We start from the raw sequence: 13230 nt of genomic DNA on the forward strand, positions 1-13230 counted from the left end.
ATTTTTTGTACCTTTCACCTTGCAGAAAGAGATCAGCCAGTAGCTCGAACCGATTCCTGTTTTTGTTTATACAGGCGGCTTTACAAAACCAGGCTGTTATCCTGAACGTAGCTGAAGGAATCAACCTCTACAAATCACAATCGTTATTTGAAGTTCTTCAGCAGGCTCAGAATGACCACTTCAATGGTTTTCAAAACCTTCATATAATATATGCGCATCATTACCGGCCTACTCAAAGGAAGAAAAATTCACATCCCCAAGACCCTGGACGTACGTCCCACTACCGACCGGACAAAAGAGGGACTTTTTTCTATTTTGGATGCCCGGAAGTATATTCGCGGGGCCCGGGTGCTCGATCTGTTCGGAGGGTCGGGGAACCTGGGGTTCGAAGCCCTCTCCCGCGGCTGTGAAAGCGTCCTCTTCGTGGACAGTGACCGCCGCAATATACGTCACATCGAAAAAGTGGCGGAAGAGTTTGAGTTGTCCGACCAGATACGAACGGCTGTCTCGCAGGTAGAGGACTTTTTGGAAGGCATGCCCCTATCATACGACATCATTTTTGCCGACCCGCCGTACGACTACCCGCTGATGGATGAGATGATTGAAACCATCCTATCGGATGGCTGGCTTGCGGACAACGGGTGGCTGATCCTGGAGCACGACAAGCGGCACGATTTCAGCGATCACGCTCACTGCGCCTATAAAAAAGAATACGGACGGACGCATATCAGTATATTCCTGCCCGAAGAGGGCGTACAATTCTAACCACTGCTCACCTATGAAAACCTTAGCTCTTTATCCCGGCTCTTTTGACCCCATCACCTACGGTCACCTCGATATCCTGGAGCGAGCCACCGAACTTTTTAGCAAGATTATCGTCACGATCGCCGTCAACAATAACAAGGATACGGTCTTCTCCGGCGACGAGCGCGAGGCGCTGATCCGGGAATGCCTGAACGGCAAAGATTGGGCCTCGCGGGTGGAGGTTCAGCAATTTACAGGATTGCTCGTTGACTTCGCCAAAGAGAAAAATGCCCAGACGCTCATTCGGGGCGTACGGCAGATCTCCGATTTCGAATACGAATTCCGCATGGCCCTGACCAATCGCCGGCTGGCACCCGAGGTGGATACCGTTTTTTTGATGCCCAACGAACAGCTCACCTTCATCTCCGCCTCGCTTGTCAAGGAAGTCGGCTACTGGGGCGGCGACCTCTCCTCTTTCGTTCCCGAGCATGTGGCCGAAGCGCTGACGGCCAAGTTCGAAGAACAGCGGGCATCGGAGTAAAACCAGGAGAGCCATCGAAAAAGCTTACCAGTGAAGATTGGAAACAGATCAACAAAAAATTCGGGATCATATACCGTGACTAAGCCGGCGTATCAATTACGGTATAACCCATAAAGGAAAAAGGAGCCTGTTCCCGGACAAATAAAAGGTTGTAAAGTCCTTTTAGAATAAGAGCCTGTTTTTTTCTATTTTCCTTCCTTCTTTACAAAAACCAATACAAAAACTGAATAACCAGACTTCATGATTTCCAAGCGTGCCCAATCCGTTGCGCCTTCTGCGACACTTGCCATTTCTGCCAGAGCCAAGGAACTGAAACGACAGGGAAAGTCCATTATCTCCCTGAGTGCCGGAGAGCCGGACTTCAAGACGCCGGAGCATATCTGCGATGCCGCCATCCAGGCCATCAGGGATGGTTTCCATGGCTATACCATGAATACCGGGACCCCGGAGCTGCGCGAAAGCATTTCGATAAAGCTGCAGCGCGATAACGGGCTTTCCTACGACCCCTCACAGATTATCTGTACCAACGGGGGAAAACAGGCCCTGGGATTCAGCATGCTGGCGATGCTGGACGAAGGGGACGAAGTGATCATTCCGGCCCCGTACTGGGTTTCCTATCCGGAGATGGTGAAGATGGCCGACGGTACGCCCGTGACCATCCGCACATCTTTCGAAAATAATTACCGGATGACCCCGCAGCAGCTCGAAGACGCGATCACGGAACATACCAAGGCCCTCCTGCTCTGCTCGCCTTCCAATCCCACGGGCACCTGCTACACAGCCGATGAGCTCGAAGCCCTGGCCGACGTGCTGCGCGAATACCCGGATGTCACAATCATATCGGACGAAATTTACGAGTATATTGTGTTCGAGGGCGATCATGTGGGCATCCTGAACGCAGCTCCCGATCTCAAGGAGCGCACGCTCTATATCAACGGGTTTTCCAAGGGCTTTGCCATGACGGGCTGGCGGCTGGGATACCTGGCGGGCCCGCAGCATTTTGTGAATGCGGTGGCCAAAATACAAAGCCAGGAAACCTCGGCTCCCTCCTGCATTTCGCAGAAAGCCGGTGAAGCGGCCTACCGCGGCAGCCTGGATGCGATAGACACCATGCGCGAATCGTTTAAAAAGCGCCGCAATTTTATTTTTGAAAAACTGTCGGCGATAGAGGGACTCCAATGCTTTAAGCCTTCGGGTGCTTTTTATGTGTTCCCGGATATTTCGCATTACCTGGGTACCACGACGGAGGACGGGGAAGCGATTGACACCAGCACCGATTTGTGCCTGTATCTGATCGAGCAGCAGGGACTGGCAGCCGTACCGGGGGATGCTTTTGGGGAACCCAACGGCATCCGACTCAGCTATGCTTCCGGGATGGATGAACTCAAGGAAGCGATGAGCCGCCTGGAAGACGGGTTGCGTAAGCTATCCTGAAAATATGACCGGCCGTAAAGCGTTTGGCACATTTTATGTTATATGATGAGTAGGTACAATTGATACATGAAATCAGAAAATATCCTGATGGGAGAGATGCAACCGTCTCCAACAGCAGGAAGAAACAGGGAAAGCCGCTCCGTTGGACTTTCCCTGTTTGTAGAACTTAGAATACTTTAACAGCTACTATTAACCGCTATGCCTACATACGAATACAAACGAGAAGACGGAACCACATTCGAAGTAAAACAAAGTATTAATGACGATGCCCTGGAACACTGTCCCGAAACCGGGCAAAAAGTAAAGCGCATTATTTCCGGCGGAGGGGGTGTGGTCTATAAAGGGGAGGGCTGGTATGTCACTGATTACAAGGACAGCGACCGCAAGGAGAAGCGGGCTGAAGCCGCCAAGAAGTCCAACGGTGAGGCCACCTCATCCAAAACCAGCGGTGAAAACAGCGGCAGCAATAGTACCAAGTCCACGAATACGGCCGATACCACTACGGATACCTAACAGGGGGGCGTCGAAAAACCAGGGTTTTGTTCAAGGTCAACGCCAACGGGAGGTTGGAACCGCAGCATATAACCTCTATGTGAGGATCTCAACCAGTCGGTAACAACGTCATTGGACAAAAGATCGGTTTTGCAAAGTCCTTAACAACTGAATCCGGTTCACCTATGGTGCCTGACAAGCGTTCTCAAACCCATAAAGAAGCGTTAGAGCAATTCGTACTGCTCTGGGGAGAAATGGCCTCGGCGTGGGGCATCAATAAGACCATGGCCCAGATTCACGCCCTGCTCTACGCCGAAGCCGACCCGCTTGATACGGACACCATCATGAAGCAGCTGGATATCAGCCGCGGCAATGCCAATATGAACCTTCGTAACCTTTTACAGTGGCAGCTCATCCGCAAGGTACATTTTAAAGGAAGCCGCAAAGATTATTATACGGCTGAAAAAGAGGTTTGGAATATGGTGGCCACGATCATACGGGAACGACAGCAGCGCGAGGTAGCCCCCATCCGCCAAAACCTGAATGAGTGCCTTCAGCTTTTCGATGATAAGGAGCAACTTTCCGGGGAGGAAGCGGCCTTCCGCGAGCGGATCGAGAACTTTACGGAATTCCTGGAGATGTTCGAACGGTTTACCGAAGCGCTCCTCCCGTATATCAACAAGCGCAATTTGAAATTCCTGAAACACCTGGTGAAACTGGCCGAGATGAAACACAGCATAACCGGTACCGACTCCTCATCATCCGCAACCGAATCAAGTGAGGGATCACCATGAGTGACAATGATAAAACCACCAGGGAATTGGGCCGTGAAGGCGAGGAGCTGGCCGCCGCCTACCTTGAATCAAAGGGATATACGATCCTGGAGCGAAACTATCACTTCAGGCACGCTGAAGTGGATATTGTAGCCTACGACAATGAGGCCTATATCGTATTTGTAGAGGTCAAACAGCGTTCCAGCAACCAGTACGGGAAACCGGAGGAGTATGCGGACCGGCAGAAAATGGAAAAGGTGTACAAGGCGGCCGAAGCCTGGATCTATGAACGAAAAATGGACGGGGCGCCGGTCCGTTTCGATGTCATATCCATTCTCCATCCCCCGGGTGGGTCGCCCGACATCAAGCACTTCGAAAATGCTTTTACGAAGGGACGGCGATAACCGCTCATCGCACTATCGATCTTGTAGTAGGTTCTTGTGATCCGTGCATTCGTATTTCCCAGACCTAACAATATATGAATCCATAATAGTTGCAATCCCCATGCCATATTTCGTACCAAATAAAAGTATGCACAACGCCATTTACCATAAACAATGGATATCGTTATGGTGAGAAGCCCGGTCTCACCAACACTATCATTTAGAAAATTGCGTTTCAGTAATGTTTTGTAGTATCTTGTATCGAAAGCGGACTCCTGTTAAAATTTAGCTTTATACTCTCGATGAAGATCAAATACCTGAATCCTCTGCGCTGGCGTAAGTCCTTTCTGGCTCTTATCCTCGGCGGCGTGGTGTTCATCTGGTTTGCGTTTTTCGACACTTATAGTATATGGACCCGCATTCAGCTAAACCAGCGCATGGATCATCTGCAAACAAAAAAGCAAGAACTCCAGCAGGAAACGCTCATTTTAAAGGAAAAGATCGAGAATCTGGAAACGGATCCCAGTTTGCTCGAACGTATCGCCCGTGAAGAATACGGGATGAAAAAAGAGGGGGAAACCGTTTATAAAATCAGGGAAGTGGATTAGTCCCCATACAAAGCTGCGGTTGTCATGCCAATCCGCTGACCACCGACTTCTTTTTTATCCTTCATTCCTAAGCACATCTCCCTTATACTACAGACACTTTAGTCAAGTTATAATATCTTAACGCCTGATACCCAGCAGCAAAACTTCCGTTTTCCAGCCATATTTCTACATGAACAGCTACCGGACATATGTTAAAGGCCGAAGATACGCCCAAGGCTGGATCCTCTTTATGCTCCTTGCGGGTATGGCCAACCTGTTGCAGGCCCAGGATACGGGAATGGGAAGAGCCGATACCCTGGGCAGGGGCATGACCGGTGGTGCCGGGCAACAGGGTCCCCCGGGAGAGCGGGGGGGGACCGGCCAGCAGGGAGTCGCCCCTGTTCCCGAACAAGAGGGACAAATTAACTTCCAGTCGAGCGATTCGCTGGTTTTTGTATTCGATACCAGCCGCACGGCGACCCTCTATGGCTCGGCTTCGGTTTCTCATTCTGCGGGTCAGCTTAAAGCGGGTAAAGTCTCCCTCAATCTCGATCAAAATATTGTAAGTGCCGATACGCAAACGCCCCAGGATACCCTGTCGCAACCCGTCCTGATCCGGGAAAATGACGAGGTGCGAAGCAACCGCATCGATTTTAATTACCAGACGGAAAAAGGACGGTTTGAGGTGGCACGGGTGAATATACAGGATGGACGAGTTACCGGCACACGTGTTAAAAAAACCGGTCCTCATGTGGTCTTTTTGGAAGATGCCATCTATTCCACCTGTATGCTCGATCATCCTCATTATTATATTAAGGCGGCTCGGATGAAAGTCGTGGATGAAGAAAAAATCTTCTTTGAGCGGGCCCGCCTGTTTATCCTGGATATTCCCTACCCGCTCGTCTTTCCCTTCGGGTACCTGCCGGGCAAGTTTGACCGCAAGCAATCGGGATTGCTGGAACCAACCTATGCCTTCCAGAACAAACAGACGCGCGGTCTCGGCCTGCAGAACCTGGGTTGGTTCCAGTATTTCAACGACTACATTACCGCACAGGCCTCGATGGATATTTTTACCTCGGGCTCCTACTTTGTGGATGCACAGACCAACTACAGGGTCCGCAACAAATTCGACGGGAGTATACAGATTGGGTATTCGAATGACAATTCGGGATTGGAGCCTACGGATCCCGGCTACCAGACCACCGTTCAAAAACGACTGGCTATTTCGCACCGTCAGGACTTCTCCCCCTATGCCAGTTTTAACAGCAACATCAACCTGCGCACCGCCGATTATTTTCAACAGAATTCATACGATCCCACCGATCGTGCGGAAACAAGCACCAGCTCGAATGTAAATTACCGGTATCGTCACCCCGAAAATCTGTATAACTTCGACATATCCGTACGGCAGAACCAAAATTTCAAGACCAATGTCACACGGCTTTCCGGGCCGGATATGAATTTCAGTTTAAAACGCTTTTCCCCTTTTGAAAATGAACAAACGACCTCTGAGAACCAAAATTGGTACGAAAATATTTCGGTCAGCTACCAAAACACCTTTGACTCCGAGTTCGACTATCGTCCCACCCGGGCCGACTCGGCCCGCTACAACTGGTTCGAAGCGCTCATGGATCCGGACAAATATCAGGAGGCTACCGGAGAAAACGAGCACTACCAATATGGCTTTCAGCAACAGGCCGATATCAGCCTGGGACAGATACTCAACAGCCGGTTCCTCAATCTGAGCGCCAACGCCAATTACAATGAGTACTGGTTTCCCACCACCACTTTAAAATCGTTCAATGCCGATTCCAATGAAGTAGAAGAGCGACGGGTACGGGGCTTTACCACAGCCCGCGATTTCTCGACGGGATTGAGCTTTTCCACGACCGTCTACGGGCTGATGAATGCCAAGATCGGAAAACTGCAAAGTTTTCGCCATACGCTTCGCCCCTCTCTTTCCCTTAGCTACCGCCCCGATTTCAGCAGCGATTTCTGGGGCTTTTATCGCACCGTACAAACGGATACCACCCGGCAAGCGGATGGAACCGTGCCGACCCGGCGCTATTCCATTTTTGAGAACGAGGTGTTCCGGGGTCCGGGTCGGGGCGAGCAGCGGTCGCTGGGCTTCAGCATCAACAATACCTTTGAGGCGAAGCAGGTCAAACGCGACTCCACAGGCGAGAAGCAGGAGAATGTGATCCGGCTCATCGACCAGCTGAACATGAGCTCAAGCTATAACTTCGCGGCCGACAGCCTGAAACTGGCCGATCTCAATACCTCTTTTTCCGCCCGTATCATTGATGGAATGAGCATCCGGGCCAGCGCCAATTTTAATTTTTATGAGCGGAATGAACAGGGCAACAAGATCGACCGGTTTTTGCTGCCCAACTCAGGGAAGCCGTTTGAGATGACGCGCTTCTCGGCCAGTACCAGCTACTCCTTTGACTGGGGACGCAGCGGGGGATTGCAAACCAGTAACCGGGACCCCTATTTCCCTGCAAACTACGATCCGCTCAACCAGCGGATATTCCACCCGGTGGATCCGCACTTTAACACCCAGCCGGTGCAGGAGTTCAACTCTCCTTTCTCTTTTTCTGTGAACTTCAGCTACCGGTGGAACCTGAATCCGACGGGCAGCAACCGTACCTCGGCGACTATCAATGCCAATAACATTAACCTGAAACTTACCCCTCGGTGGGACTTCCGTACCCAGATCGGATACGATTTTGTCCGCAAGGAGCTCACTCCTTCCCAATTTTCGCTGAACAGGAGCATGCACTGCTGGAATCTTTCCTTTACGATGAATCCCTTCGGGGAATCCCAGTACTACTTCTTTTCGCTCCGGATCGATGCGGGACAGCTGCAGGGGATCATCCAAAAACTCCCGATCCTCAATAACCTTGAACGCAGTTCAACTCCCACAGGCCGGGGAGCCCCGCGTGGTTTTAGATAACAGGTAGAGGTAAAAAGCTGCAATTTTCCAATCTTCGAGCTAAATCACCCATTTTGATAAAGTTTATGCAACGGATTTTTGAATTCATCATGATGAAACTTTGTCATCCGGAATGAACAATATCGGATAGCTGATAGCTGAGTATAACTATTCAGCAAAACATATCCCGGGAAAGAATGGGTATGCTTGAAAAAGGGTGAAAGGTCCCAGCCGTACCCTTATTTTCTGCGATTCTCCATGTACTTAATAACATACTTACCCAACACATCAAACTCCAGGTTGACCGTATCGCCCGCATTCCTGGTTTTCAGGTTGGTATGTTCATAGGTATACGGAATAATAGCGACCGTAAAAGCATTCTCTTGCTCCCGGGCTACCGTCAGGCTGATACCATCGAGGGCGATGCTTCCGCGTCCGACCACCAGCGCCGTATGCTCTGCAGGGTAGGATACGGTCAGCAACCAATCCGATCCCTCCTTTTCAATCTGCTGTATCGTGCCGATAGCATCAACATGGCCCTGAACAAGATGACCATCCAGCAGCTGATCGGGACGCAATGAACGTTCCAGGTTCAGCAGATCCTCTTCCACGAGGTCCCCAATATTCGTTTTGCGCAATGTCTCCTCCACGCTTTGGACCGTAAATGTTGTTTCATTATGCCTTGTAACCGTGTGGCATACGCCATTGATACTAATGCTTTGATCGACCTGCAGCTCATCTGCAAATCCACAGGCAATGGTGAGTTCCCTGCCGCCATCGGACGGGTCAATTTGCAGCAGTTGTCCCACTTCCTGAATAATTCCTGTAAACATAAGTTATTTGTTTGTTTTGCCTGGATTATTCACAGCCATTATTCCAATAGTTCATAAAAAGACCTTAATAGATTCTGAGGCCTTAAGATCTCATAGGATAACGAATCATTCCATATTATTCATGAATAATCCAGGTTAAAAATATCCGCTGAATAGCAGGTCCTTGCCGACTTGACGCCACTGGGTTTCCCTGAGTTCCAAAACTTCCTCCATATGGTCGATGCCTATACCCATCACCGAGCGGGTGCCGCCGCCCAGCATTTTAGGGGCGATAAAAATTTCGACCTTGTCGACCAGCCGGTCGCGCAGGAGTGCCGAAGCCAGATTTTGTCCCCCTTCGACCAGAATAGAAGTGACCGGCAAGCTCCCGAGTTCCTGCAGGGCTTGTTTCAGATCAGTATGGCCCTCTTTTTCATCAACCAGCAGCGTCTTGCCCCGGAAATAATCGGACTGCAGCAAGCTCAGCATCGGGTCGGCCTCATTTCGAAACTTTTCCTCGTTATGTGTCAATACGATGGTCTTCTCCTCATACTGGTCCGTAAAGAGATTCAGCTCGTCCGGCAGGTCCAGCGGTCCGTCTATCACGATTCTCCTGGGCTGGCGTCCCTCGATATGGCGGACAGTCAGCCGCGGGTTATCCAGCAGGGCCGTATTCCGCCCGATCATCACTGCGTCATATCTGCTTCGCCAGCGGTGGACCATCGTCCGTGATTCCAAACTGCTTATCCACTCTGATTTACCGTCAGGGGCCGCGATATAACCATCCAGCGTCTGGGCGATTTTAAGGGTCACAAACGGACGGTTCAAAGCCTGGTGGTGCAGAAAGAATTCATTTTGTCGGCGGGCCTTTTCTTTCAGCAACCCCACATCCACGCTGATCCCCTGCTCCCTCAGGTACGAAATGCCCCGTCCTGCCACTTTGGGGGTCGGGTCTTCCATCGCCACTACCACGCGCCTGATGGGCAGCTCCCCCAACATTTTACAGCAGGGCGGGGTATGTCCCTCGTGGGCACAAGGTTCAAGCGTTACATAGACCGTTGCATCCTCCAGTCGCCCGCGATCCGTCACTGAATCCACCGCATTTTGCTCGGCATGAGCCTGGCCGTACCGTTCATGATACCCCTGGCCTATTTTGGTGCCATCAGCAGAGACGATTACGCAACCTACCATGGGATTCGGAGAAACATAACCCGCTCCCCGGTCGGCTATTTCAAGCGCCAGATTCATCCATTTCTCATCTGCTTTTGTCATTTGTAAATCACAAAAAGCTTCCCGGGTTCCGATTGACTGAATATAATAAAACAAAAAGGGAAGGAAGCATTAACCCTGCAGTACCCGGGAACGATTATCCTCGATATCCGCTTCTTCCTTGAGCTCTTCAATCCAGGTATTCAGGTAGGCAGCCTGCTTCTCTTTCCTCAGCTGTTGACGTATTTGACTGCGCTGCGAGGCGGTCATATTTGAAATATCGGCCTCCTGCAGTCGGTCAACCCGCAGTATAAATGCGGCGCTGGTGCCCTTGACAGGTTCCGACCGTTCGCCCTGGTCCAACCCGAAGATAGCACCGATAACGGCGGGTTCACGTCCTGCTCCCGGCAGGGTGGTTGCGTTCATGGCAATTCCCTGGGCCGTTGCCACTTCTTTGCCGGCGGCCTCTGCCAGAGCAGAGAGGGTACTGTGTTGTTCAAGCAGTTTCCCGGCCCGGCTAACCGCCTGCTCTTTACGCTTCTCATTCACAACCGTGGTTCGAATTTGGTCTTTCACCTCTTCAAACGGCTGCACGCCGGCAGGAGTAATGTCGGTCACTTTCAGGACGACAAATTGTCCCGATAGTTCCACCGGTTCGGAAATATCGCCTTCCCCGGCATTAGTCAGGTAATTCATAATCTGCTGGCTTTGTCCGATACCGGAAATAAAACTGGTTCCCTTGGTAGCCAGACCCTCCCTGAGTTCCAGTCCCCGGCGTTCCGCCTCGGCTTCAAAGCCATCCTCTTCGGCAAAAAAGCTGAAATCATCCGCTTCCTTTGCCTGCTCGTCTATCGTAGCTACGGGATCAGCTGTTATATCGAGGCTAAACGGAACAAAGCTTATCTCAGAGCCGCTTTCACTCACTTTTTTGAGCAGGTACACCCGTCCCTCATCGTTGATGACCTCGCTTACTTCCCCAACCTCCAGATCCACCACCGGAGCAAACAGTTCCCGTATTTCATTCTCTTCCACAGTTCGGACATTAAAGGGGGTTGTGGACTGGTAGCTGTTCAGGAACAGCGAATCATTTTCGGCTTCAGCAAAATCAGACCGAAGGCTTTCCATCTCCTTCAGCGTGCGGGCGGTATCCTGCCTGGTCGGCGTCTTGTCAAAGCTCACATAATTAAATCGATAGGTTTCGCGCCGCTCGAACTGTTGCTGATTATTATTGTAATATTCTTTCAGATCGGCATCGGTCACCGAGATATCACTTTCCGGGATATCGGCATAGGGGAAACGTACGTAAGCGACGTCGGCCCGGGTGTTGTTACGAAGATACTGCTGTTCCACCTCATACTGGCTGACTTCCATGGACGACTGCAGATAATTATTCATTTTCTGCTGGCGGCGCTTTTGGCGCATCTGATCTTCGATCGCAATCCACAGCTGTTTGTTTTCGGGCGACTCGATAGCAGTTTTCAACGCCACACGGTCGATGGTTCCGTCTTCCCGCTGGAATTGCTGCCGTATAAACGGATCGGGGTTTTCCCCCGTAATCATATTAACCACTTCCTGGTCGGTCACTTGAATTCCCAGCTCCTCCATTTTTTGCTGCAGCAACTTTCCCGTCACCATCTCGTCCCATGCGCGCTGTTCAAAATTAGCCCGCATTTCGGAATCAACGGAATTTCCCGTCTGTTGAGAATACTGCTCGATATAGTAATTAATGCGGTTGTTATACTCTTCAAGCTCAATTGATTCTCCATTGACCGACCCGAGGGATTGGGAACCTCGCTGAATAACATCGAAAAAATTAGTGTCCGCCAACATCCATAATAATCCAAATGAGAATATAAGCACCCATAAAATCACGCTGGTACTTTTTCTCATTTTATCCATTACACCCATATATAAAACCTCTTATCTTCGTCTTTTATATTCCAAAAACAATTGTTTACCAGAACACACTGGTCTATACTAACAAACCTGTAAATATACAAGAAGCCTGCACTAAGAGCAATTCAGGGCCCTACAAAAAGTTTTTAAAGACCTAACCCGTATTTCTCACGCATAAAATATAGAATACCCCTAATCTTCTTAATAGCAAGGAGACCTAACCCGAATCTCACCAGGAAGCTTGTTCTTCAGCAAGGCGAAGGAAAATGACAGCGGGAGATGTCCCCCCTGCGCCCGGGACGCTATTGTTAGCTTTAACGCCGCTGACGGGCAATGTTTGCAGGATGTGGCACGCTGCTATTTTTTTGGCCTCAAAAATCGATATAACTTTATCTGTATCACAAGTGTACCACACTACACCAGGCATATCAGTGAGAACTGCGGGCTACTGCCGAAATGAATGCAAGCACAGTAACAAAAAAACCTAAAAAACCTCTATCAAGCGCATGTGTTTAAGGTATTTCCCGGGATCTTCATTAATATTCTTAATCAAAAGATCCATTTCACCGGACAGGCTTTCCAGGTTGTCATACAGGCCGGGATCATTGACCAATTTGCCCAGGCTCCCTTCTCCGTTGTTGATCTTAACAAGCACCTCGCGCAGTTCCCGGTTGGTCTGCGTCAGTTCATGGCTCAATACTTCGAGCTCCGTGAGCGAACGGTCCAGCCCCGTCAACACTGAGTCAATACGCGATTTGTTCCGCGTGCTTACGGTGTCCATATTCGCCAAAAACTGTTGCGCGTGCGTTATGCTGAGCTCCAGGTCCGATCGTTTATTACGGAATAAGGTTGCCATCTCATCGGTAGACGTTTGAAGATTTGTCAAAGTGGTATCAATCTTTCCCTGGGCCTCTTCGTCAACCATCGTGTTAAGCTCTTCGAGAAGGGTGTTGAGCTTCTCAAACGATTCCGATACATCTTCGCTCAGCTGCTCTCCCTCCTGCTTCAGGGTCTCCATCATCCCCCCCTCATAAATGCCCTTTATCTCATCGTTATGCTCTACGTCCTGCTGAGAATTACCCCGTATAATGACGATAGCCTTTTCATCGAGTAAGCCGGACGACTGCAGATGAGCTTCTGAGTCTTTGGGAATATGAGTGTCCAGATCCAAACTCATGCTCACTTTCACGCTGTCTCCGTTTGAGAGCTGCATCGACTTGACGGATCCGACCCTTACGCCACTGACAAAAATATAACTTCCCGGGGTCAGGCCGTCTGCCTGCACAAAATGGGCGTGGATTATTTTCGACTGCCGGAACATCGGCATATCTCCCATCAATCGATAGCCGAAAAACCCGGCCACCAGGGCAACTAAAATTGTTAACGCTACTTTTAACTCGTTACTTATCTTCAAAATATCTCCT

At 50.2% G+C, this 13230-nt stretch carries 12 protein-coding genes; 8 read left to right on the plus strand and 4 right to left on the minus strand.

All coding sequences use genetic code 11. The features are described from left to right. The first annotated feature begins 210 nt into the window (after positions 1-210). The 8 genes from rsmD (at position 211) to BUB16_RS17300 (ending at position 7910) form a co-directional block, all read left to right on the plus strand. Positions 211-765 carry a 16S rRNA (guanine(966)-N(2))-methyltransferase RsmD gene (gene rsmD, locus BUB16_RS17265; protein WP_073067391.1) on the plus strand — a complete coding sequence of 185 codons (555 nt, stop codon included), beginning with the start codon at positions 211-213 and terminating at the stop codon, positions 763-765. Positions 766-778: 13 nt separating this feature from the next. Continuing rightward, on the plus strand, positions 779-1285 hold the full coding sequence (coaD, locus tag BUB16_RS17270; protein WP_073067393.1) for a pantetheine-phosphate adenylyltransferase: 507 nt from the start codon (positions 779-781) through the stop codon (positions 1283-1285). Between the two features lie 240 nt (positions 1286-1525). Further along, positions 1526-2719, plus strand: a complete 1194-nt coding sequence (locus BUB16_RS17275; protein ID WP_073067395.1) for a pyridoxal phosphate-dependent aminotransferase — start codon at positions 1526-1528, stop codon at positions 2717-2719. 198 nt (positions 2720-2917) lie between these two features. Continuing rightward, positions 2918-3232, plus strand: a complete 315-nt coding sequence (locus BUB16_RS17280; RefSeq protein WP_073067396.1) for an FmdB family zinc ribbon protein — start codon at positions 2918-2920, stop codon at positions 3230-3232. Between the two features lie 164 nt (positions 3233-3396). Further along, positions 3397-4005 (plus strand): GbsR/MarR family transcriptional regulator, encoded by a 609-nt coding sequence (locus BUB16_RS17285; protein ID WP_073067398.1) that lies wholly within the window; start codon positions 3397-3399, stop codon positions 4003-4005. Further along, positions 4002-4388 (plus strand): YraN family protein, encoded by a 387-nt coding sequence (locus tag BUB16_RS17290; RefSeq protein ID WP_073067400.1) that lies wholly within the window; start codon positions 4002-4004, stop codon positions 4386-4388. Before BUB16_RS17285 ends, BUB16_RS17290 begins: the two co-directional genes overlap by 4 nt. Positions 4389-4669: 281 nt before the next feature. Beyond that, positions 4670-4975, plus strand: a complete 306-nt coding sequence (locus BUB16_RS17295; RefSeq protein ID WP_073067402.1) for an FtsB family cell division protein — start codon at positions 4670-4672, stop codon at positions 4973-4975. Between the two features lie 229 nt (positions 4976-5204). Further along, a complete protein-coding gene (locus BUB16_RS17300; RefSeq protein ID WP_211483220.1) occupies positions 5205-7910 on the plus strand; it encodes a putative LPS assembly protein LptD in 2706 nt (901 codons plus the stop codon). Positions 7911-8128: 218 nt separating this feature from the next. Here the strand turns inward: BUB16_RS17300 and BUB16_RS17305 are convergent, their stop codons facing one another. The 4 genes from BUB16_RS17305 to BUB16_RS17320 all read right to left on the minus strand — a co-directional run bounded on the left by BUB16_RS17305 (position 8129) and on the right by BUB16_RS17320 (position 13220). Beyond that, positions 8129-8722: a riboflavin synthase gene (locus tag BUB16_RS17305; protein WP_073067405.1), complete on the minus strand. Its 594-nt coding sequence runs from the start codon at positions 8720-8722 to the stop codon at positions 8129-8131. Between the two features lie 135 nt (positions 8723-8857). Continuing rightward, a complete protein-coding gene (gene ribD / locus BUB16_RS17310; RefSeq protein WP_073067477.1) occupies positions 8858-9973 on the minus strand; it encodes a bifunctional diaminohydroxyphosphoribosylaminopyrimidine deaminase/5-amino-6-(5-phosphoribosylamino)uracil reductase RibD in 1116 nt (371 codons plus the stop codon). A gap of 69 nt (positions 9974-10042) precedes the next feature. Then, a complete protein-coding gene (locus BUB16_RS17315; RefSeq protein ID WP_244545736.1) occupies positions 10043-11800 on the minus strand; it encodes a SurA N-terminal domain-containing protein in 1758 nt (585 codons plus the stop codon). Between the two features lie 490 nt (positions 11801-12290). Further along, positions 12291-13220, minus strand: coding sequence for an MlaD family protein (locus tag BUB16_RS17320; protein WP_084088395.1), 930 nt, complete (start codon positions 13218-13220; stop codon positions 12291-12293). Positions 13221-13230 lie beyond the last annotated feature (10 nt).

The organism is Fodinibius roseus (assembly GCF_900129315.1).
Lineage (GTDB): Bacteria > Bacteroidota > Rhodothermia > Balneolales > Balneolaceae > Fodinibius > Fodinibius roseus.

Excerpts from the sequence above, each read along its gene's own strand:
- rsmD (WP_073067391.1), top strand. The coding sequence starts at position 211 with ATGCGCATCATTACCGGCCTACTCAAAGGAAGAAAAATTCACATCCCC.
- coaD (WP_073067393.1), top strand. The coding sequence starts at position 779 with ATGAAAACCTTAGCTCTTTATCCCGGCTCTTTTGACCCCATCACCTAC.
- BUB16_RS17275 (WP_073067395.1), top strand. The coding sequence starts at position 1,526 with ATGATTTCCAAGCGTGCCCAATCCGTTGCGCCTTCTGCGACACTTGCC.
- BUB16_RS17280 (WP_073067396.1), top strand. The coding sequence starts at position 2,918 with ATGCCTACATACGAATACAAACGAGAAGACGGAACCACATTCGAAGTA.
- BUB16_RS17285 (WP_073067398.1), top strand. The coding sequence starts at position 3,397 with ATGGTGCCTGACAAGCGTTCTCAAACCCATAAAGAAGCGTTAGAGCAA.
- BUB16_RS17290 (WP_073067400.1), top strand. The coding sequence starts at position 4,002 with ATGAGTGACAATGATAAAACCACCAGGGAATTGGGCCGTGAAGGCGAG.
- BUB16_RS17295 (WP_073067402.1), top strand. The coding sequence starts at position 4,670 with ATGAAGATCAAATACCTGAATCCTCTGCGCTGGCGTAAGTCCTTTCTG.
- BUB16_RS17300 (WP_211483220.1), top strand. The coding sequence starts at position 5,205 with ATGCTCCTTGCGGGTATGGCCAACCTGTTGCAGGCCCAGGATACGGGA.
- BUB16_RS17305 (WP_073067405.1), bottom strand. The coding sequence starts at position 8,722 with ATGTTTACAGGAATTATTCAGGAAGTGGGACAACTGCTGCAAATTGAC.
- ribD (WP_073067477.1), bottom strand. The coding sequence starts at position 9,973 with ATGACAAAAGCAGATGAGAAATGGATGAATCTGGCGCTTGAAATAGCC.
- BUB16_RS17315 (WP_244545736.1), bottom strand. The coding sequence starts at position 11,800 with ATGAGAAAAAGTACCAGCGTGATTTTATGGGTGCTTATATTCTCATTT.